This is a genomic window from Aphanothece microscopica RSMan92 (genome assembly GCF_046613545.2).
Taxonomy (GTDB): Bacteria; Cyanobacteriota; Cyanobacteriia; order PCC-6307; family Cyanobiaceae; genus NIES-981.
Window position 1 is genome coordinate 37,889 of record NZ_JBKKKY020000010.1, and the last position, 19,953, is coordinate 57,841.

The window sequence follows — 19,953 nt, forward strand, 5'->3', positions numbered from 1 at the left end:
TCTCCATCGAGGCCCTGCCCTGATGTCTTCGCTGATCAGTTACTCCCGGATTCTTGAAATCGTGGGAGACATCATCCGGGTGGAGGTGCCGGCCGGGGCAGAGGGTGCCTCCGATGGACCGCGCTTCAACGATCTGGCGGTGCTGCAGAACGCCGATGGCAGCTCCTCGCTGGCCCAGGTGATCGATCTGAAGCAGCGATCGGTGGCGTTGCAGGTGTTCCGGGGCACGAAGGGAGTGTCGACCAACTCCCAGGTGCGCTTTCTGGGTCATCCGATGACGGCCACCTATTCAGGGAACATTCTTGGCCGGGTGTTTCGCGGCACGGGGGAGCCGATCGATGGAGGACCCGACCTCTCTCAGGATCCACGGGTGGCGATCGGTGGACCATCGGTGAATCCGATGTGCCGCATCCTGGCCTCCAAGATGATCCGCACCAATGTGCCGATGATCGACATCTACAACTGCCTGGTGGAGAGCCAGAAGATTCCGATCTTCTCCATTTCTGGTGAACCCTTCAATCCCTTTCTCGCCCGGATCGGCATTCAGGCGGATGCGGATGTGGTGGTGTTCGGCGGGCTGGGTCTGATCTTCGACGACTACTACGCCTTCCGCAAGGCCTTCGAGGATGCCGGCGTCTTTCCACGCACGGTGATGTTCGTGAATCTGGCTTCCGATCCGATCGTGGAGCGGATCCTGATTCCCGACATGGCTCTCGCCGTGGCCGAGAAGTTCGCCGTGGAGGAAGGCAAGCGTGTGCTCGTGCTGCTCAGCGACATGACCTCCTTTGCCGATGGCCTCAAGGAGATCAGCATCGCCATGGACCAGGTGCCGGCCAACCGCGGCTATCCGGGCGATCTCTACTCCCAGCTGGCCCGCCGTTATGAAAAGGCCGCCGACTACGCCAAGGGTGGTTCCGTCACCGTGCTCACGGTGACCACCATGCCCGGCGATGACGTGACCCACCCGGTTCCCGACAACACCGGCTACATCACCGAAGGCCAGTTCTACCTGCACGACGGCATGATCGATCCCTTCGGTTCGCTGTCGCGTCTGAAGCAGAACGTGATCGGCAAGGTGACCCGCGAGGACCACAACCAGATCATGAACACCACGATCCGGCTGTATGCGGGCGCCCGGGATGCCCAGCAGAAGCTGGCCATGGCCTTCGAACTCTCCGACTACGACCGCAAGCTGATCCGCTTTGGCGATCTCTTCCGCCAGCGGTTCATGGACATCAACGTGGACCTGCCACTGGAGGCCGCTCTGGATCTCGCCTGGCAGACCCTTGCCGAGTGCTTCGAGCCACAGGAACTGCTGATGAAGCAGGAGCTGATCGACAAGTACTTTCCCCGCAAAGCTGGGCAGGAGGCCCCCCAGCAGGAGGCACCTAAGCAGGAGGCCGTGGCATGAGCCGGCTGCCGCTCACCAAGGCTTCGCTGAGCCGGCAGAAGGGTCTGCTGAAGACCTACCACGACGTGCTGCCGTCCCTGGATCTCAAGCGTCGTCAGCTTGGGGCCGAGCGCGAAGCGGCCCGACGCCAGCTGGAGGAGGCCAGGGCCCGTGCCGCCGCGATCGCTGCGGAGGTGGGCCAGTCCTGCCCGATGCTGGCCCATGAGCGGATCGATCTTTCGGGCCTGGTGACGATTGCGGCCGTCCATCAGGTGGAGGAGAACCTGATGGGAACGCGCCTGCCGAAGCTCGAGGGGGTGGATTTCCAGGTCGCCGACTACGGCCTGCTCACCCGTCCCTTCTGGGTGGATGCCGTGGTGGTGTGGCTGCAGCAGGCGCTGCGCAACCAGCTGCAGCTCCGCGTGGCCGAACAACGGCTTGAGCTGCTGCGGCAGGCTGAGCGCAAGGTGACCCAGCGCTTCAATCTCTTTGACAAGGTGCTGATCCCGCGAACCCGCCACAACATCAAGAAGATCACGATCTACCTGGCGGATGCTGAGCGTGCCGCCGTGGTGAATTCGAAGATCGCCAAGCGCAAGAAGCAGAACCCTTCGAGCCAGAACCCGAACCCTTCGAGCCTGGTGGCGGCATGACGATCATTCCGCTCGCCAAGGTGACCCTGCTGGGCCTGTCCGCCGATCGGGAGGCCCTGCTGGATGGTCTGCAGGGCCTCGGCTGTCTGCACCTGATTGCACTGGAGGGCGACACCGCCACGGCCGACGACCAGGGCTTCGTGGTGTCAAAGCCCAGCGAGGACGCCCGCCAGGCCCTGCGCTATCTGATGGATGTGCGGCGACGGCGCCACCAGAGCCGGGTGGATGCCGACTTCGACTTCGAGCGCATCGTGGCCGAGGCCCTGGCCAATCGCCACCAGAAGCAGGAGGCGGAGGATCAGGTGCTGGCCCTCAGCAAGCGGCTCGAGGAGCTCAGACCCTGGGGAGATTTCGAGCTTCCCGATCTCGAGGTTCTGGGAGGGTGTCGCCTCTGGTTCTACCGCGTGCCCCATGCCAAGGGACGGGCCTTCCGCCAGGCTCTCGCCACGCTCGATCTGCCCTGGCAGCTGTTGTATCAGAGCGCCCGCAATGCCTATGTCGTGCTGATCGCCGAGCAGGAGCCGGATCCCGCCCTTCTGCCGGTGCCTCGCTCCCATGTGGGGTCCCAGTCCCACCGGGATGTGCAGCAGGAGCTCGATGTCGCGCGCACGGCCCTGGAGGATGTGGAGGCGGAGCACGAATCGCTCAGCCGCTGGATCTTTCTCCTCTCCAAGCACCTGAACCGGGCCGAGGATGCCCAGGCGCGGGAGCAGGCCGCGGGCCTCGCCCACGACGACAGCACCCTGGTGCAGCTTCAGGGTTGGATCCCCCGCCCCCTTCTGCCGCGCCTGGAGGCGTTCGCGGCCCAGCAGGGCCTCGCCTACCTGGCCGAGGTGCCGACCCCGAAGGACAGTCCCCCCACCCTCTTGCGCAATCCCTCCGTCCTCAGCGGAGGTCAGGACCTGGTCACCTTCTACGAAACCCCGGCCTATCGCGACTGGGATCCTTCGGTCGTGGTGTTTTTCTCGTTCGCCTTGTTCTTCGCCATGATCATGGCCGATGCCGGCTATGCCCTGGTGCTGGGTCTGCTGCTCGGGCTGAAGTGGAAGGCGATGGGACGCTCGCCAGGCGGACGTCATTTCCGCATCCTGGCGTCCTTCGGCCTGCTGATGGCGCTCCTCTATGGAATCCTCGCCGGCAGCTATTTCGGTGTGGAGCCTCCGGAGGGTTCCCTGTTGGGGCATCTCAAGCTGCTCGATCTCAATGATTTCGCGGCGATGATGAAACTCTCCCTGCTGGTCGGCTGCGCCCACCTGCTGCTGGCCAACACCGTGGTGGCCCTGCGGGGCCATTCCGTGGCCAGCAGGGCGTCACCGATCGGCTGGATGGCGGTGATTCTGGGGGGGCTGACGCTCTATCTCGGCAATGCCGCCGCGCCTTACCTCCATCTGGGGATTGGCCTGATCGCCGGCGGACTGATCACCGTTCTGCTGCTGAGCAGTGAACGCCCCATCCGCCACCCGGCCGATCTCCTGCTGCGTCTTCTCGATGGTGCTGGATCGCTCACCGCCATCTCCAAACTGTTCGGTGATGTGATGAGCTATTTGCGCCTCTTTGCCCTCGGGCTGGCGAGTGCGTCCCTGGCCATCACCTTCAATCAGCTGGCCAGTCAGGTGTCAGGATCGGGTCTGGCTCTTGGAGTTCCGATCGCCCTGCTGATTCTGGTGCTGGGCCATGGCATCAATCTGCTGCTGGCCATCATCAGTGGCTTTGTGCATGGTCTCCGGTTGAACTATATCGAGTTCTTCAACTGGGGACTTTCCGGGGAAGGTGTCCCCTTCAGGCCTTTCATCAAAAAGGAGCTTGCCTCTTGAACGACCATTTTTCTCTTCTCGGGCTGGGCTGGATCGGGATCTACGCCCCGGTCGCCCTCGGGGCCATCGGGGCGGCGATCGGCTGCACGATTGCCGGCCAGGCGGCGATCGGCGCCATGATGGAAGTCAACAGCGGCTATGGCCGTTTCGTTGGCCTCTCCGCCCTTCCCTCCTCGATGTCGATCTACGGCATCGTGGTGATGTTCATCCTCAACAGGCCGGTGTCGCCGGAGAACTCCGGCGCCCTCTTCGGTCTGGGTGTGCTCTCCGGACTCACCTTCCTGCTGGCGGCCATTTATCAGGGCCTCTGCTGTGCCTCGGCCATCTCGGGCTCGAAGGCGAAGCCCGAGATCTTCGGTCTGGCCCTGGCCCCTGCCGCGATCGTGGAGGGCTTCGCCGTGTTCGCCTTCGTGTTCGCCCTCGTGGCGGCGGGGGGGATCCCCAAACCGTGAACCCTTCCCTCGATCCCACCGTTTGATTCTCCCCTCGCCCCCTCCCCGCGATGCCCAAGTCCCGCGCCAACCGTGACGACACCCCGGCTCAGGTGGCCTCGGGGGTGGAGGAGCTGATCGCCCGCCTGCGTGATCAGGGGGTGACCGCCGGCCGCAGCCAGGCCGACCAGATCGTGGCCGAGGCCAGGGCCGAGGCCCAGCGCACCCTCGCCCAGGCCCGCCAGCAGGCCGACCAGATCGTGCAGCAGGCCCGCACCGAAGCCGAGACCCTGGAGAGTTCCGGCAAGCAGGCCCTCGAACTGGCGTTGCGGGATGCGGTTCTGGCCCTGAAGTCCCAGCTGATGGAGCGTTTTCGCGGGGAGGTCCGCCAGCTGGTGGGCGAGGAACAGCAGAAGCAGGAGCTGATCGAGAAGATGATCCTGGAGGTGGTGGGTCGCGTGCGGGAGCAGGCCGACCGCTCCGACCACACCGAGGTGCTGCTGCCCCGTCACATCGCCGGCCTCGAGGAGCTCAGTCAGAACCCCGAGGAACTCGAACACGGGGTGCTCACCCGCTTCGTGCAGCTGGTTTCCCGCGGCATGCTGCGGGAGGGGGTGAGCTTCGGCATCGGCAGCGATCAGCAGGCCGGGCTCCGCCTGCGGCTCGTGGATCGCGACGTGGTGCTCGATCTCAGCGACCAGTCTGTCGCCGAGGCGATCCTGCAGCACCTGCAACCTCGCTTCCGCGCCCTCCTGGAGGGTGTCGTGAAATGAGCCCCCGCTTCACAGCTCCGCGCTACACGGTGCTGATGGCCAGCCTGCCCCCCCTGGGGGGACTGTTCGAGGCCGGCACGCCAGCCATCTCGCTGCTGAAGCTGCAGAGTCGGCTGTCCCTGCTGCATCCGGACGATCGGCACACCCTGGATCTGATCGTCGGCCTGCTCGCCCAGTCGGTTCGGGATGACGACAGCCTGGCGGGTCCTGCGGATGCGCGGGTGCTGCAGGCGGCGCAGGGGTTCTTCCAGGAGGTGTCGAATCCCACCCTGCGGGAGCTGGTGGCGCAGCGGCTCGATCTGCGCACGATCCTGGCGGCCCTGCGCCGCCGCCACCGCGGTGAGGAGGAGCCACCCATCGGGCAGGCCTGGGGCTTCGGTCCCTGGGTGGCCACGATCGAACGTCGCTGGAAGCAACCGGCCTTCGGGCTCGAGGTGGTGTTCCCCTGGATCCCGGAGGTGAGCCGCCTGCTGGAGTCCGGCGATCTGGTGGCGCTCGAACGCTCCCTGTTTCAGGTGATCTGGAACGGGCTCGAGCGACTCTCCTTCGGCCACCGCTTCGACTTCGAAGCCGTGGTGATCTACGTGGCCCGCTGGGCTCTGGTGGACCGCTGGTCGCACTACGACGCCCAGGAGGCGCAGCAGCGCTTCGGTGAACTGGTGAAGGCCGCGCTGGAGGGCGTCGCCATCGGCGCCGGTGTCCCCTCTCCGGTGGCCTCGCCCCAGCAGCCTCCTCCTCCAGTCCCTGCTTCCGCCCCTGAGTCAGCCCAACAACCCGTCGCAGCCGGCCGATGACCGACGCCTCCTTCAATCCCGCCCGCGTGGTCGCCGTTCAGGACGACCTGGTGACCATCGCCATGGCCGACACCGATCCGCGGCCGATCCTCAAGAACGAGGTGATCTACATCCTGCCGAGCCGCCGGCAGGGGGACCGCCAGGAGCGGCTCAAGGCCGAGGTGCTGCGGGTGCATGGGACCACCGCCGATGCCCAGGTGTACGAGAGCACCAAGGGCGTCGGGGTGGGCGATGCGGTGGAGCAGACAGGTGAGTTGCTTTCGGTGACCCTCGGCCCCGGCCTGCTCAGCCAGGTGTACGACGGCCTGCAGAATCCCCTGGCCGGCCTGGCGGCTGGGTACGGCACCTTCCTCCCCCGCGGAGCGACCGTGGCTCCGCTCGACACCGAGCGCAAGTGGTCGTTCCAGTCCACGGCCCGCATGGGCGATCGCCTCAAGGCCGGCGATGTGATCGGCACCGTCCAGGAGGGCCGCTTCACCCACAAGATCATGGTGCCCTTCGCCGAACCCGGGGAGGTCACACTCGAGTGGATCCAGCAGGGCAGCTTCACCGTCGACACGGCGGTCGCCCGCATTCAGGATGCCCGAGGCAACACCCGCTCCCTCACCCTCACCCAGGAGTGGCCGGTGCGGCGTCCCCTGCCCCAGGGCCTGCTGGAGCGGCGCCTGTGCGAGCGGCTCTATCCCGAGGAGCCGATGATCACCACCCAGCGCATCGTGGACACGTTCCTCCCGATTGCCCGTGGGGGCACCGGCTGCATCCCCGGACCGTTCGGTGCCGGGAAGACGGTGCTGCAGAACATGATCTCGCGCCACTCGGATGTGGACGTGGTGATCGTGGTGGCCTGCGGCGAGCGGGCCGGCGAGGTGGTGGAAACCATCACCGAGTTCCCCAAGCTCTCCGATCCCAAGACCGGTGGATCGCTGATGGATCGCACGATCATCATCTGCAACACCTCCTCGATGCCGGTGGCGGCGCGGGAGGCCTCGATCTACACCGGTCTCACCCTGGGTGAGTATTACCGCCAGATGGGCTACAACGTGCTGCTGATCGCCGATTCCACCTCCCGCTGGGCCCAGGCGATGCGCGAAACCTCCGGCCGGCTTGAGGAGATTCCCGGGGAGGAAGCCTTCCCGGCCTATCTCGACTCCTCGATCAAGAGTGTGTACGAGCGGGCCGGCATCATCCGCACCAACGACGGCAGTGTGGGCAGTCTCACGATGATCGGCACGGTGTCGCCGGCTGGCGGCAACTTCGAGGAGCCGGTCACCCAGTCGACCCTGAGCACGGTGAAGGCCTTCCTGGGGCTGAGTGCCGATCGGGCTTACAAGCGCTTCTATCCCGCCGTGGACATTCTGCTTTCCTGGTCGCGCTACTTCGGCCAGCTGGAAGACTGGTTCGCCAAGCATGTTGCGCCAGATTGGGTGCAACGGGTTCAGTCGATGAACGACCTGCTGCGCCGTGGTGATGCCGTGAATCAGATGATCCAGGTGACTGGTGAGGAAGGCGTCACCATCGAGGATTTCATCCTGCATCAGAAGGCGCTTTTCCTCGATATGGTGTATCTGCAGCAGGATGCCTTTGATGCGGTGGATTCCAGCTGCTCGATTGAACGCCAGAAAACATCCTTTGATCTGGTCTGCGATCTGCTGAACCGCCCTTATCACTTCGCTGACAAGGGGGCGGTGCGGGAGTTCTTCACCCGTCTCACGGGTCTGTTCAAGAACCTCAATTACGCCCCTGGTGAATCACCCACCTATGCGGGTTATCTGAAGCAGATTCAGGATCTGGCTGCAGGCCAGACTGGCGCGCCAGCCTCCGCGGCGTCGCCCTCGTCGTCGGAAGCAACCGCCAAAGCCGCCTAGTCCGAGGCGGGCTCGGGCCAAGGCGGCAGTTTGGGCTCAGGTGGATGCATGGGTGGATGCGGTCACTCGTTCAGGAGCTCCTGCTTCGCCTGCTCCAGCCTGGCCCGGTCCTCGTCGCTGACGGTGGGATAGCGGAGGTTGAGGGAGTCGAGGGTTTCCACAACGGCGGCCGCCACCACGATGCGCGTGAACCACTTGTTGTCGGCCGGAACCACATACCAGGGCGCGCGCTTGGTGGCCGTATTCCGGATCATGTCCTCGTAGGCCTGCATGTAGTCGTCCCAGTAGGCCCGCTCCTTGATGTCGTTGGCGGAGAACTTCCAGTTCTTCTCAGGATTGTTCAGCCGTTCAAGGAAGCGCCTCTTCTGCTCTTTCTTGGAGACATGCAGGAAGAATTTTCGTACCACTGTTCCGTTGTTGCTGAGGTACTTCTCGTAGTTGCGGATATCCTTGAAGCGCTTCTCCCAGATGTCCTTGCCCATCAGTTCGTCCGGGAGTGTCTGCTTGTGCAGAAACTCGGGGTGAACACGCACCACCAGGGTCTCCTCGTAGTAGCTGCGGTTGAAGATGCCGATCCGCCCCCGCTCGGGCAGGGCGATGTTGCAGCGCCAGAGATAGTCGTGATCCAGGGCGATGCCGGAAGGTGCCTTGAAACTGCTCACCTGGCAGCCCTGGGGATTGACCCCGCTCATCACATGCTTGATGGTGCCATCCTTGCCGGCGGCATCCATGGCCTGGAAGGCCAAGAGCACGGCCCAGCGATCCTGGGCATAGAGCATGTCCTGAAATTCCGCCAGCAGCTCCACACCCAACGCCAGGGCTTCCTTGGCCTGGGGTTTGTCTTCCTGGTCGAAGTGGAGCGTATCGCCAGGGTCCACATCCTTGAGGCGAAACGATTCGCCATCCTCGATGCGAAAGGGCCTGGCCAGTTCCCGTGCTCGTTCAATCAGGGCTTTCTGCTGTTGATTCATGCTGGTCTTCAGGATCCTCTTTCTGGGTGCACTGTAAGCATGGTTGGTGCATCGGATCATCCGCTTCATGATCGTTGCGATGCCTCCCATCGCGCGCGACGACATTGCAGCAAGGGAGTGGTCCGTGCGATCAGCGGGGGGACTGGCGCAGGCCTGTCTCCGGGCGAGGCAGGGGGCGTTTCAGGGTTCTGAGCGTGCTGCACGGGCCGCTTCGGCATCGGGGGGTGTTGCCCCCTTGGTGAAGCTGAGGGTGTCGTTGTTGGCTCCTGTCAGCGTTTCACCCTTGCTGTCCAGCTTGGTGAAGGGATACAACGCCTCGCCCTGCAGGTTGGCCGGCCAGCCGAAGGCGGCCACCACGGCGCGCTTGAGCTAGGTGGTGCCCTACACGCCGAGCTCCTTGGCGATCACGCCGCCGACTTCGTATGGACCTCCACCATGGGATCAACGCAGACCCTGCCCATCCCCATGTCCTCCCTGGTCCGGCGACGATCCCTCCAGGGCCCTGCTCCGGGCCTGAGGCGGCTGCTGCCGGTGCTGCTCGCTCCCGCCCTGCTGGCACTCCCCGGCCCCCTGCGCGCCGATGTGCTGCAGGAGCGGGAGCAGCGCTCCCATCCGGTGTGGTCGCCTGGGGGCATGGTGGCGGTGCAGGAGCCATTGGCCGCGGTCGCCGGGGTGGAGCTGCTGCGGCAGGGCGGCAATGCGGTGGATGCGGCGGTCGGCACCGCCTTCGCCCTGGCGGTGAGCCACCCCCAGGCCGGCAACCTGGGCGGCGGCGGCTTCCTGATGCTGTGGTTGCCCGGCGCCTCGCCGGCCCGCTCCCGCGGCTGTCTGCCGGAGGCCGGCACCCAGGGCAGGGCCGGCAGCCCTGAGCTGAGGATCGGCCGGGGCACGGCCGTGGCGGTGAACTTCCGTGAGACGGCGCCGGCCGCCGCCCGCGGTGATCTGTTCGTGGGGCCGGATGGACGCGTGGATCGCAAGCTGGCCACCGGCAGCCTGCTGAGCACGGCCGTGCCCGGCTCGGTGGCGGGGCTGGTGCTGGCCCAGCGCTGCTATGGCCGCCTGCCGCTGCGCCAGGTGCTCCGCCCCGCCATCGCCCTGGCCGAGCGGGGGTTCCCGGTGAGTCGGGTGCTGGCGGAAGATCTGCGCCGCGCCCGCCCGCGGCTGGCGGCCGACCCCACCGCCCGGGCCTTGTTCCTGGCGGCGGCCCGGCCCGGCGCCCTGCTGCGTCAGCGGGCGTTGGCGGCCACCCTGCGCCGGATCGCGGAGCAGGGCGAGCGCGGCTTCTACGCGGGCCCAACGGCCGTGGCTCTCACGGGGTTGATGCGGCGGGGCGGCGGGCTGATCACCCCCGCCGATCTTGCGGACTACCGGGCCCAGCTGGTGCGACCCCTGACGGGCCGCTTCCGTGGCACCACCGTGCTGGTGCCGCCGCCACCCAGCAGCGCCGTGACGATCCTGCAGCTGCTGGCCCTGCTGGAGCCCATGCCGCTGGCCAGCCTGGGGGCCAACGGAGCCGCGACCCTGCACCGCATGGCCGAGGCCATGAACCTGGCCTACCGCGACCGCAACGCCCTGCTGGGTGATCCCGACCAGGTGGCGATCCCCCTGGCCCGGATGCTGGCCCCCGCCTACGTGGCGGCGATGGGCCGCTCCCTCGATCTGCAGCGGCACCGGCCCGCCGCGCAGGTGCAGCAGGGGCCGCCGCCCCTGCCCGAGAGCGAGGACACGATCCACCTCTCCGCCGCCGATCGCCAGGGGGGCATGGTGGCCCTCACCACCACGCTCAACTTCCCCTTCGGCAGCGGCATCGCCGTGCCCGGGGCGGGCTTCCTGCTCAACAACGAGATGGACGATTTCACCGCCCAGCTGGGCAGCCCGAACGCCTTCGGGCTGGTGCAGGGCGCCTCCAATGCCATCGCCCCGGGCCGGCGGCCGCTCAGCTCGATGAGCCCCACCCTGGTGTTCCACGCCGACGGCCGGCCCTGGTTCGCCACCGGCAGCCCCGGCGGCAGCCGCATCCTCACCACCGTGCTGCAGGTGCTGCTCAACCGCATCGAGCACGGCCTCAACCTGGCCGGTGCCGTGGCGGCTCCACGCATCCATGCCCAGCTGCTGCCCGATCGCTTCTTCCATGAGGAAGGCCTCAGCCCCGACACCCGCCGGCTGCTGGAGGCGAAGGGCCACCAGCTGGTGCGCAGCCCCGCCATGGGAGCGGCCAACAGCGTGGAGATCACGGCCGAGGGCACGCTCGGTGTGGTGGATCCCCGCAAGGCCGAGGGGTTCGCGGCGGGGGAGTGACGCCGCCCGGCCCGGTCCTCAGCCCGCCTGGGGGCTCGGGGTGGTGAGCAGGTTGATGGCCGAGAAGGCCAGGCCGATGCCCAGCAGGGTGCCGATCGCCCAGAGGCTGTCGCTGGGCCATTCGGCGATCAGCATCCCGCCCAGCACGGTGGTGACGATTCCATCGAGCAGCACCAGGCTGCGGGCGGGGCCCTGGCCGGCGGCCGCGGCGGCCAGCTCCATCACGCCCTGGAAGGCCAGCAGGAAGCCCACGAACAGGGTGAGGCTCACCTCACTGGCGAGGGGGTAGAGCAGGATGTAGATCCCGCCGCCGGCATAGAGGAGGGCGGAGAGCAGGCGGAACAGCTTGCCCTTCAGATCGGCTTCACCGGTGAGGCGCAGCCCCTGGGAGAGGCCGGCAGCGATGGCCACGCCGCCGATGGCGATCGTGAGCAGGGTGGCCGACACGAACGGCAGGGCGATGGCCAGGCCCGCCGCAGCCAGCAGCAGGCCGGCGGTGAGCCAGCGCAGCGCGGGGGAGGAGGGAGCGGCCACGGAGTGCATGCAATGGCCATCACCCTACGCAGACTCACCAGCAGGGACTCACCAGCAGGAAGTGCAGCTCGTTCTGCCTGTCCTTTGATCGGCGAATGCCCACAGGGCTGTCGCAATCCATCACAACCCCCGCAGCGCCCGGATGGAATCCCCCAGGGTATGGGCAGCTTCGCAGCCGTTCCGGTCTCCATGTTTGAGCTGCTTCCCCCGCTCAACGACCGCAACCTGCCGTGGATGGACACCATCCACCCGATCGTGGTGCACTTCGTCATCGCCATGGCGCTGATCAGTGTGGTGTTCGATCTGATCGGCCGCTTCGGCCGCCGACCTGCCCTGTTTGAAGTGAGTTTCTGGAATTTGCTGGTGGCCACGGTGGCCATCTTCGTGGCGATCATCTTCGGCCAGATCGAGGCCGGCCTGGCCAGTCCCTACGGCGAGGCCAGCACGATCCTCAACCTGCACAGCACCCTCGGCTGGTCGCTGGCCGGGGTGCTGGCCCTGCTCTCCGGCTGGCGCTACGTGATCCGCAGCCGTGACCCCCTGCAGCTGCCGCCGGCCTTCCTGGGCGCCGGAGCGCTGCTGAGCGTGCTGGTGGTGGTGCAGGTGCTGCTGGGGAATCAGCTGGTGTGGGTGTACGGGCTGCACACGGTGCCCGTGGTCGAAGCCGTGCGCGCGGGGCTGGTGTGATGTACGCCTTGGTGCCCCTGGCCGCTGCCCCTGTGGCCGAGCAGCTGGGCCCCAACCAGTTGCCCTACGCCATGCCGCTGCACCCCAACCTGGTGCACTTCACGATCGGGTTGTTCGTGATCGCGATTGTCTTCGACATCGCCGGCGCCCTGTTTCCGCTCGAGAAGCGGCTGTTCCGCTTCCTGGCATTGCCGGTGACCCGCTGCAGCTTCCACGATGTGGGCTGGTTCAACCTGCTGGCCTGCGTCGTGGTGAGCTTCTTCACCGTCGCGGCCGGCTTCTACGAGATGTTGCTGGCGGTGCCGATCCCGGGGGGGCGCAGCGACTTCGGCCTCGGCAGCGCCGCCACCATGCTCTGGCACGGCGTGGGGGGTGTTGTTCTGCTGCTGTTGATCGTGGCGATGGTGGTGTGGCGTGGCCTGCAGCGGTTCCGCTGGCGCCGCGACCTGGGCCGCGAGGTGCAGTGGAGCTACCTGCTGGCCGGCCTGGGCCTGTTCGTGCTGATCGGGGTGCACGGCACCCTCGGTGCCCAGCTGGCCGGTGAGTTCGGCGTGCACGTCACGGCAGACCAGCTGCTGGCGGCGGGCCTGAACCTGCGGGAGGCCCTGCCATGACCAGCTCTGCCGCGCGATCCCCAAGGCTCTGGTCCGTCGCGCTGCTGCTGGCTGCGGTGCTCAGCGACCTGGCCGCCAGCTTCTGGATGGCCGCCCAGTCGCACCGCTGGCTTCCGGTGCCGGCCTCCGCGGCCGCTGGCCCCGTGGACGACCTGTTCGCCCTGGAGGTGGGCATCGGCAGCTTCATCTTCCTGGGCTGCAGCGGCGTGATCCTCTGGACGCTGCTGTTCAACCGAGCCCCCAAGTACGACCTGGACAACGGCGATCCGATCGAAGGCAACCTCAAGCTCGAGATCATCTGGACGCTGATCCCACTGGTGATCGTGATGCTGATTGCCTGGAAGGCGATCGACGTGAGCGACACGCTCTCCACCCTGGGCGGCAAGATCCGCGTGAGCGGCGGCCATGCCGCCATGCACGGCGTCGAGGGCCCCGCGGCCAGGGTGCTGGCCGCAGACGACCCGGCCGCCGCGATGCCCATTCAGGTGATCGGCCGCCAGTGGAGCTGGGAGTTCATCTATCCCAACGGCGTGCACAGCAGCGAGCTGCACCTGCCCGAGGGCCAGCGCAGCTTCCTGCGCCTCAGCGCCACCGATGTGATCCACGGCTTCTACGTGCCGGCCTTCCGGCTCAAGCAGGACCTGATCCCCGGCAGCGTGATCGATTACAGCCTCATCCCCACCCGCGCGGGCCGCTACCGGCTGCGCGATTCGATGTTCAGCGGCGGCTACTTCTCCTCCAACCAGACCGATGTGGTGGTGGAGCCGCCTGAGGCCTACGCGGCCTGGCTCAAGCAGGCCCTGCGCCAGCCGCTGCAGCCGGCCGCCAACGCCGCCACCGACCTCTACGCCCAGCGTCTGGCCCGCGGCGACCGGGGCTGGGCGACGGTGCCGCCGGCGCCCCCGCCGCTGGTGCACGTCAGTGCCGATCCCACCGCCAGTCACGAGGGCTGACCATGACCAGCACCACCCCCGCTCCGGCCTTCGATCCCCGCGTGCTGCGGGCGCCCCATCCGGTGCCCGGCGCGCCGAACAACTGGCGGCGCTTCCTGAGCTTCAACACCGACGCCAAGGTGATCGGCCTGCAGTACATGATCACCGCGCTGTTCTTCCTGCTGGTGGGCGGCCTGCTGTCGATGATCATGCGCGGCGAGCTGATCACGCCGGCGGCAGATCTGGTGGATCCCTCCGTCTACAACGGGCTCTACACGATGCACGGAACGGTGATGCTGTTCCTGTTTCTGTTCCCGATCCTCAACGGCTTCAACAACCTGCTGATCCCGCCGATGATCGGAGCGCCGGACATGGCCTTCCCCCGCCTGAACGCGGCCGCCTTCTGGATGGTGCCGGTGTTCGGCGTGATTCTGATGGCGAGTTTCCTGGTGCCAGGCGGCCCCTCCGGCTCCGGCTGGTGGGCCTACCCACCCCAGAGCATCCAGAACCCGCTCGGGCATTTCATCAACGGCCAGTTTCTGTGGATCCTGGCGGTGGCGCTCTCGGGCATCTCCTCGATCATGGGGGCGGTGAACTTCATCACCACGGTGATCCGCCTGCGGGCGCCGGGCATGGGCTGGTTCCGCATGCCGATCTTCTGCTGGACGGCCGTGGCCGCCCAGACGATCCAGCTGATCGGCCTGCCGGTGCTCACCGCCGGGGCGGTGCTGCTGCTGTTCGACCTCAGCTTCGGCACCAGCTTCTACCGGCCGGAGGGGGGCGGCGATCCGATGCTGTATCAGCACTTCTTCTGGTTCTATTCCCATCCGGCGGTGTACGTGATGGCGCTGCCGGTGTTCGGCATCTTCTCCGAGCTGTTTCCGGTCTATGCCCGCAAACCCCTGTTCGGCTACCACGTGGTGGCGATCGCCTCGTTCGGGATCACCTTCCTCAGCCTGATCGTGTGGGTGCACCACATGTTCTACAGCGGCACACCGCAGTGGATGCGCAACCTGTTCATGGTCACCACGATGCTGATCGCGGTGCCCACCGGCATCAAGGTGTTCGCCTGGATCGCCACGCTGTGGCGCGGCAAGCTGCGCCTCACCACGGCCATGCTGTTCTGCCTCGGCGGTGTGTTCAACTTCATCTTCGCCGGCATCACCGGCATCATGCTGGCCACGGTGCCGGTGGACATCCACGTGGGCAACACCTACTTCGTGGTGGGCCATTTCCACACCGTGATCTTCTCCACCATCACCTACGGCGTGTTTGCCGGCATCTACCACTGGTTCCCGAAGTTCACCGGCCGGATGATGTACGAAGGCCTGGGCAAGCTGCACTTCGTGCTCACCTTCATCGGCAGTCAGCTCACCTTCCTGCCGATGCATGCGGCCGGCCTGCTGGGCATGCCGCGCCGGGTGGCGTCCTACGACCCGGAGTTCGCCTTCGCCAACGTGCTCGCCAGCCTCGGCGCCTTCCTGCTGGGGGTGGCCACGATTCCGTTTCTGCTCAACCTGGTGAGCTCCTGGGTGCGGGGCGAGAAGGCACCGCCCAACCCCTGGCATGCCATCGGCCTGGAGTGGCTGCTGCCCTCGCCGCCACCGGCGGAGAACTTCGAGCACGACGTGCCCACCGTGGTGAGCGGCCCCTACGGCTACGGGCTGGAGCGGCCGCTGGTGCTCGATCAGGCGCGCTACGTGGCCAGGGCGGCCCAGGGAGGTTGACCCCATGACCACCATCACCCCCAACCCGGCCGACGCCCCCGTGCACGCCGACCATGGCCACGGCGATCACACCCTCACGGGCTTCGTGATCTTCCTGCTCTCCGAGAGCGTGATCTTCCTGGCGCTGTTCGCCGGCTACGCCATCTACAAGACCTCCTCACCCCTGTGGCTGCCGCCCGGTGTGGAGGGGCTGGAGCTGGCCGATCCGCTGCGCTTCACCGTGGTGCTGGTGAGCAGCAGTGGTGTGATCTGGCTGGCCGAGCGCGCCCTGCACCGGGGCCGGCTGCGGCAGTTCCGCGCCTGGTGGCTGCTCACCATGGCGATGGGGGTGGTGTTTCTGGTGGGGCAGGGGCTCGAGTGGGCCGGGCTGCCCTTCGGGCTGGGAGATGGGGTGTACGGCGCCAGCTTCTATCTGCTCACCGGCTTCCACGGCCTGCACGTGCTCACCGGCGTGCTGCTGATGGGGCTGATGCTGGCCCGCTCCTTTCGCCCGGGCAACTACGACGCCGGCTCGGTGGGGGTGACGGCCGTGTCGCTGTTCTGGCACTTCGTGGATGTGATCTGGGTGGTGCTGTTCGTGCTGATTTACGTGTGGCAGCGCTGATGCTGATGGGGCCATCGCGATGATCATTGACGACACCCTCTACGACGTGGTGGTGATCGGCAGTGGCGCGGCCGGCGCCACGCTGGCCGCCGAGCTGGCCCAGGCGGGCCGACGGGTGCTGCTGCTCGAGCGCGGCGAGCGGCTGCCGCTGGTGGATCAGAACGTGGGCGATGTGGAGCTGTTCCGCAGGCCGCGCTACCACCCGGAGCAGCCCTGGTTCGGCAGCGACGGCGATCCCTTCAACCCCCAGATGGTGTACGCCCTGGGCGGCAACACCAAGATCTGGGCGGCGGTGCTGGAGCGGTTGCGGGAGGCGGAATTCGAGGGCGTGGCGATGCAGGACGGCCGCTCGCCGGCCTGGGGGTTGCACTACGGCGATCTGGCCCCCTGGTATGACCGGGCCGAGGCCCTCTACCGGGTGCACGGTCAGGCCGGCGAGGATCCCACGGCGCCGCCGCGCGCGGCGGCCTATCCCTATGGCCCGCGGCCGATGGAGCCGGTGCTGGAGCAGCTGCACGCCGACCTGTCGCGCCAGGGATTGCGGCCCTATCACCTGCCGCTGAGCTGGAGCGAGAGCAGCGCCGATCCCATCGGCGACGCGGAGCTGTTCGGCGTGGAGCGGGCCCTGGCGGCGGTGACCCCGGCGGCGGTTCGCAGCGGCGCGGTGGTGGAGGCGCTGCATGTGGACCCCAGCGGCCGTGAGGTGAAGGGCGTGGAGGCGCGGATCGCAGGCGACCGCTGGCTGTTCCAGGGGCACCAGGTGGTGCTGGCGGCCGGGGCGGTGAACACCGCCGCGATCCTGCTGCGCTCGGCGGGGGAGCGGCACCCCAGCGGGCTGGCCAACGACTCGGATCAGGTGGGCCGCAACCTGATGAAGCCCCAGCTCACGGCGCTGCTGCAGCGGGCCAGCAGCCCCAATTCGGGCCGCTACTCACCGGCCCTGGGCCTCACGGAGTACTACTGGGGCGACAAGAACGTGGACTACGCCCTGGGCTCGATCCGCAACGGTGGGGGCGTGCTGCAGGATCTGCTGTTCGCCGAGTCGCCGCCGCTGCTGTCGCTGGTGAGCCGGCTGCTGCCGGATCCGGCGCTGGAGTGGCTGGCCGACCGCTCGATCACCTGGTGGGCGATGACGGCGGTGCTGCCCGACCCGGAGAACCGGGTGACGGTGCGGGGTGAGCGCATCGATGTGGCCTACATCCCCAACAACCGCGAAGCCCACGACCGGTTGGTGTACCGCTGGCTGGACACGATCCAGAAAACCGAGGCCGACCCCGCCACCACGGTGGTGCAGCGGGCGCCGATCTATCCCCGCGGCGAGGCGCCGCTGAGCGTGATGGGCCTGGCCTGCGGCACCTGCCGCATGGGCAGTGATCCGGCCAGCTCGGTGGTGAACCTGGAGGGCCGTTGCCATGGGCTGGAGAACCTCTGGATCGCGGATGCCAGCGTGTTTCCGAGCTGCCCGGCGGTGGGCCCAGGCCTCACCGTGATCGCCAACGCCCTGCGCATCGCGGCGCGCCTCGAGGCGGAGCTGGCATGAACGCGACCAGGGGTTGATGGCCTGGAACCTCTGGGCACCGACCTGAGGGATCGCCAGTGGGGCGCGGTGCGGGAGGAGGAAGCTGTTCCACCACCGTGAGCTCCATCCACCCCGCCCTCACCGGCAGCGCAACGTAGGCAGCGCGCCCGGTCCTGATCACCATGGGCAGGGGATCCCACACCGTGCGGCTGGCCGTGACCGACACTCTCCTGGCTCTGGCTGAGGGCACCAGTGCGCCCCTCGGGGCGACGCTGCAGCGGGGCGGGGTGAACTTCAGCGTTCATGCCCGGGGCTGCGACAGGGTGGAGCTCTGCCTGTTCGACGCGCTCGAGGATCCGGAGCCCTCGGCGGTGCTGGTGCTCGAGGGTGAAGCGCACCGCAGCGCCACCTACTGGCATGGCCTGGTGGCGGGGGTGGGGCCGGGCCAGCTCTACGGCTACCGCCTCCCCGCCGATCCCGACTGCCTGCTGCTCGACCCCTACGCCCCGGCCCTGGCGGTGCCTGCGGGCTATCGCCGGCAGCGGGGCCAGCGCCGCGACGGGGGGCAGATCGGGGCGGGAGGCGGCTGGGCTGGGGCCATCAAGAGTGTCGTGGCCGACCTCAGCCGCTACGACTGGGAGGGCGATCGGCCCCTGCGCCGCCCTGCGCGCGAAACGGTGATCTACGAGCTGCACGTGCGCGGCTTCACCGCCGATCCCAGCGCCGCTGTCGCCCCCGGGCGGGCCGGCACCTATGCCGCTCTGATCGAAACGATTCCCTACCTGCAGCAGCTGGGCATCACCGCCGTGGAGCTGATGCCGGTGTTCGCCTTCGACGCCCAGGCGGCTCCGGCCGGCCTGAGCAACCACTGGGGCTACCAGCCCATCAGCGTGCTCGCTCCCCACCCGGGCTACGCCACTGGCCCCGATCCTCTGGCGGTGCTCGATGAGTTCCGTGATCTGGTGAAGGCCCTGCACCGCGCCGGCCTCGAGGTGATCCTGGATGTGGTGTACAACCACACTGCGGAGGGGGCCATGGCGGGCGCGGCGGCGGGGCCCACCCTCTCCTATCGGGGCCTGGCTCCCCACGACTACTACCTGCTCCAGGGGGAGGGGGACAGCCTGCACGACTTCGACGTGACCGGCTGCGGCAACACCTTCAACGCCAACCATCCGGTGGTGCGGCGGCTGATCCGCCACAGCCTGCGCCACTGGGTGCAGCACATGCACGTGGATGGATTCCGCTTTGATCTGGCCGCCGTGCTGTCCCGCGATGAGGAGGGCCGTCCGGAGCCGCGGCCGCCGGTACTCTTCGATCTCGACACCGATCCGGTGCTGGCCGGCACCAAGCTGATCGCTGAAGCCTGGGATGCCGCCGGCCTCTATGAGGTGGGCCGGTTCGTGGGGGAGCGCTGGCAGGAGTGGAACGGGCGCTTCCGCGACGATCTGCGCCATTTCCTCAAGGGAGACTCCGGCTTCGCCTGGGCGGCCGCCCAGCGCCTGATCGGCAGCCCGGACATCTATGGCCCCCGCCAGCGGGAGGCGGAGCTGAGCGTGAACTTCGTGACCTGCCACGACGGCTTCACCCTGGCCGACTGGGTGAGTTACGACACCAAGCACAACGAGGCCAATGGCGAGGCCAACCGCGACGGCTCCGATGACAATGCCAGCTGGAACTGCGGCGTGGAGGGGGAGACGCAGGATCCCGACGTGCTGGCCCTCAGGGCGCGGCAGATGCGCAATGCCCTCTGCCTGCTGCTGCTCGCTCCAGGCACGCCGATGCTGGCGATGGGCGATGAGGTGGGCCGCAGCCAGCGGGGCAACAACAACGCCTACTGCCAGGACAATCCGATCAGCTGGATGGACTGGGGCCTGGTGGCGAGAAGGGCGGATCTGCTGCGCTTCAGCCGCGCCCTGATCGCCTTCCGGCAGCGGCGCGATGTGGTGGTGGATCACGCCAACCTGTCGCTCTCCGAGCTGCTGCGCCGCTGTGCGGTGGAGTGGCACGGGGTGGAGCCGTTCCAGCCCGACTGGGGGGCCGACTCCCACTCCCTGGCCCTGAGCCACACCAGCAGCGAACACCGCTTCCGGAGGCATCTGCTGGTGAATGCCTGGTGGCAGCCGCTGCGGTTTGCCCTGCCCCCCACCGGTCTGGCCGATGGGCGGTGGCATCGCTGGATCGATACCGCCCTTCCCAGCCCCGACGACATCGTCGACTGGGCGGAGGCACCCGCTCTGCCGGAGCAGGCCTACACCCTGCAGCCCCGCTCGGTGGTGGTGCTGATGGCGCGGGCGGCTCAGGGCGGAGGGGCTGCCCCCTGACGTGTGGCCAGGCCTTCCTCGCCAGT

18 protein-coding genes are annotated in these 19,953 nt (G+C 67.5%); 15 read left to right on the forward strand and 3 right to left on the reverse strand.

The window, feature by feature from the left end; translation table 11 throughout:
* Window positions 1–22 precede the first annotated feature (22 nt).
* From ACLD7X_RS04555 to ACLD7X_RS04585, 7 genes are read left to right on the forward strand one after another with little or no spacing between them, the layout of a single operon-like run.
* A complete protein-coding gene (locus ACLD7X_RS04555; protein ID WP_411422300.1) occupies window positions 23–1,411 on the forward strand; it encodes a V-type ATP synthase subunit B in 1,389 nt (462 codons plus the stop codon).
* A complete protein-coding gene (locus ACLD7X_RS04560) occupies window positions 1,408–2,043 on the forward strand; it encodes a V-type ATP synthase subunit D (protein WP_411422301.1) in 636 nt (211 codons plus the stop codon). The genes ACLD7X_RS04555 and ACLD7X_RS04560 overlap by 4 nt, the downstream gene beginning before the upstream one ends.
* Entirely contained in the window at window positions 2,040–3,857 is a 1,818-nt protein-coding gene (locus ACLD7X_RS04565; RefSeq protein ID WP_411422302.1) for a V-type ATP synthase subunit I, read from the forward strand. The genes ACLD7X_RS04560 and ACLD7X_RS04565 overlap by 4 nt, the downstream gene beginning before the upstream one ends.
* On the forward strand, window positions 3,854–4,309 hold the full coding sequence (locus ACLD7X_RS04570; RefSeq protein WP_411422303.1) for an ATP synthase subunit C: 456 nt from the start codon (window positions 3,854–3,856) through the stop codon (window positions 4,307–4,309). Before ACLD7X_RS04565 ends, ACLD7X_RS04570 begins: the two co-directional genes overlap by 4 nt.
* 50 nt (window positions 4,310–4,359) lie before the next feature.
* Complete coding sequence (locus ACLD7X_RS04575) at window positions 4,360–5,061, forward strand: hypothetical protein (protein WP_411422304.1); 702 nt, start codon at window positions 4,360–4,362, stop codon at window positions 5,059–5,061.
* A complete protein-coding gene (locus ACLD7X_RS04580; RefSeq protein WP_411422305.1) occupies window positions 5,058–5,855 on the forward strand; it encodes a DUF2764 family protein in 798 nt (265 codons plus the stop codon). The genes ACLD7X_RS04575 and ACLD7X_RS04580 overlap by 4 nt, the downstream gene beginning before the upstream one ends.
* Window positions 5,852–7,720, forward strand: a complete 1,869-nt coding sequence (locus tag ACLD7X_RS04585) for a V-type ATP synthase subunit A (RefSeq protein ID WP_411422306.1) — start codon at window positions 5,852–5,854, stop codon at window positions 7,718–7,720. Before ACLD7X_RS04580 ends, ACLD7X_RS04585 begins: the two co-directional genes overlap by 4 nt.
* Window positions 7,721–7,782: 62 nt before the next feature.
* Here the strand turns inward: ACLD7X_RS04585 and ACLD7X_RS04590 are convergent, their stop codons facing one another.
* Window positions 7,783–8,691 carry a polyphosphate kinase 2 family protein gene (locus ACLD7X_RS04590; RefSeq protein ID WP_412006832.1) on the reverse strand — a complete coding sequence of 303 codons (909 nt, stop codon included), beginning with the start codon at window positions 8,689–8,691 and terminating at the stop codon, window positions 7,783–7,785.
* Between the two features lie 180 nt (window positions 8,692–8,871).
* Window positions 8,872–9,045 carry a hypothetical protein gene (locus ACLD7X_RS04595; RefSeq protein ID WP_412006833.1) on the reverse strand — a complete coding sequence of 58 codons (174 nt, stop codon included), beginning with the start codon at window positions 9,043–9,045 and terminating at the stop codon, window positions 8,872–8,874.
* Between the two features lie 111 nt (window positions 9,046–9,156).
* Here ACLD7X_RS04595 and ggt point away from each other — a divergent pair, with 111 nt between their 5' ends.
* On the forward strand, window positions 9,157–10,989 hold the full coding sequence (ggt, locus tag ACLD7X_RS04600; protein WP_412006834.1) for a gamma-glutamyltransferase: 1,833 nt from the start codon (window positions 9,157–9,159) through the stop codon (window positions 10,987–10,989).
* A gap of 18 nt (window positions 10,990–11,007) precedes the next feature.
* Here ggt and ACLD7X_RS04605 read toward each other — a convergent pair whose 3' ends face one another.
* On the reverse strand, window positions 11,008–11,523 hold the full coding sequence (locus tag ACLD7X_RS04605; protein WP_412006835.1) for an HdeD family acid-resistance protein: 516 nt from the start codon (window positions 11,521–11,523) through the stop codon (window positions 11,008–11,010).
* 189 nt (window positions 11,524–11,712) lie between these two features.
* Between ACLD7X_RS04605 and ACLD7X_RS04610 the strand changes: the two genes are divergently transcribed.
* From ACLD7X_RS04610 to ACLD7X_RS04640, 7 genes are all read left to right on the forward strand, one after another.
* Window positions 11,713–12,210 (forward strand): DUF2231 domain-containing protein, encoded by a 498-nt coding sequence (locus ACLD7X_RS04610; protein WP_411422334.1) that lies wholly within the window; start codon window positions 11,713–11,715, stop codon window positions 12,208–12,210.
* Window positions 12,210–12,824 carry a DUF2231 domain-containing protein gene (locus ACLD7X_RS04615; RefSeq protein WP_411422311.1) on the forward strand — a complete coding sequence of 205 codons (615 nt, stop codon included), beginning with the start codon at window positions 12,210–12,212 and terminating at the stop codon, window positions 12,822–12,824. The genes ACLD7X_RS04610 and ACLD7X_RS04615 overlap by 1 nt, the downstream gene beginning before the upstream one ends.
* Window positions 12,821–13,777, forward strand: coding sequence for a cytochrome c oxidase subunit II (locus ACLD7X_RS04620; RefSeq protein ID WP_411422312.1), 957 nt, complete (start codon window positions 12,821–12,823; stop codon window positions 13,775–13,777). Before ACLD7X_RS04615 ends, ACLD7X_RS04620 begins: the two co-directional genes overlap by 4 nt.
* Before the next feature lie 2 nt (window positions 13,778–13,779).
* Window positions 13,780–15,483, forward strand: a complete 1,704-nt coding sequence (locus ACLD7X_RS04625; protein ID WP_411422313.1) for a cytochrome c oxidase subunit I — start codon at window positions 13,780–13,782, stop codon at window positions 15,481–15,483.
* Between the two features lie 4 nt (window positions 15,484–15,487).
* Window positions 15,488–16,087, forward strand: coding sequence for a cytochrome c oxidase subunit 3 (locus ACLD7X_RS04630; RefSeq protein WP_411422314.1), 600 nt, complete (start codon window positions 15,488–15,490; stop codon window positions 16,085–16,087).
* Window positions 16,088–16,106: 19 nt separating this feature from the next.
* Window positions 16,107–17,627 carry a GMC oxidoreductase gene (locus ACLD7X_RS04635; RefSeq protein ID WP_412006836.1) on the forward strand — a complete coding sequence of 507 codons (1,521 nt, stop codon included), beginning with the start codon at window positions 16,107–16,109 and terminating at the stop codon, window positions 17,625–17,627.
* A 161-nt stretch (window positions 17,628–17,788) separates the two neighbouring features.
* Window positions 17,789–19,927: a glycogen debranching protein gene (locus ACLD7X_RS04640; protein ID WP_411422315.1), complete on the forward strand. Its 2,139-nt coding sequence runs from the start codon at window positions 17,789–17,791 to the stop codon at window positions 19,925–19,927.
* The last annotated feature ends 26 nt before the right edge of the window (window positions 19,928–19,953 follow it).

Excerpts from the sequence above, each read along its gene's own strand:
- ACLD7X_RS04555 (WP_411422300.1), top strand. The coding sequence starts at position 23 with ATGTCTTCGCTGATCAGTTACTCCCGGATTCTTGAAATCGTGGGAGAC.
- ACLD7X_RS04560 (WP_411422301.1), top strand. The coding sequence starts at position 1,408 with ATGAGCCGGCTGCCGCTCACCAAGGCTTCGCTGAGCCGGCAGAAGGGT.
- ACLD7X_RS04565 (WP_411422302.1), top strand. The coding sequence starts at position 2,040 with ATGACGATCATTCCGCTCGCCAAGGTGACCCTGCTGGGCCTGTCCGCC.
- ACLD7X_RS04575 (WP_411422304.1), top strand. The coding sequence starts at position 4,360 with ATGCCCAAGTCCCGCGCCAACCGTGACGACACCCCGGCTCAGGTGGCC.
- ACLD7X_RS04580 (WP_411422305.1), top strand. The coding sequence starts at position 5,058 with ATGAGCCCCCGCTTCACAGCTCCGCGCTACACGGTGCTGATGGCCAGC.
- ACLD7X_RS04585 (WP_411422306.1), top strand. The coding sequence starts at position 5,852 with ATGACCGACGCCTCCTTCAATCCCGCCCGCGTGGTCGCCGTTCAGGAC.
- ACLD7X_RS04590 (WP_412006832.1), bottom strand. The coding sequence starts at position 8,691 with ATGAATCAACAGCAGAAAGCCCTGATTGAACGAGCACGGGAACTGGCC.
- ggt (WP_412006834.1), top strand. The coding sequence starts at position 9,157 with ATGTCCTCCCTGGTCCGGCGACGATCCCTCCAGGGCCCTGCTCCGGGC.
- ACLD7X_RS04610 (WP_411422334.1), top strand. The coding sequence starts at position 11,713 with ATGTTTGAGCTGCTTCCCCCGCTCAACGACCGCAACCTGCCGTGGATG.
- ACLD7X_RS04615 (WP_411422311.1), top strand. The coding sequence starts at position 12,210 with ATGTACGCCTTGGTGCCCCTGGCCGCTGCCCCTGTGGCCGAGCAGCTG.
- ACLD7X_RS04620 (WP_411422312.1), top strand. The coding sequence starts at position 12,821 with ATGACCAGCTCTGCCGCGCGATCCCCAAGGCTCTGGTCCGTCGCGCTG.
- ACLD7X_RS04625 (WP_411422313.1), top strand. The coding sequence starts at position 13,780 with ATGACCAGCACCACCCCCGCTCCGGCCTTCGATCCCCGCGTGCTGCGG.
- ACLD7X_RS04630 (WP_411422314.1), top strand. The coding sequence starts at position 15,488 with ATGACCACCATCACCCCCAACCCGGCCGACGCCCCCGTGCACGCCGAC.
- ACLD7X_RS04635 (WP_412006836.1), top strand. The coding sequence starts at position 16,107 with ATGATCATTGACGACACCCTCTACGACGTGGTGGTGATCGGCAGTGGC.
- ACLD7X_RS04640 (WP_411422315.1), top strand. The coding sequence starts at position 17,789 with ATGGGCAGGGGATCCCACACCGTGCGGCTGGCCGTGACCGACACTCTC.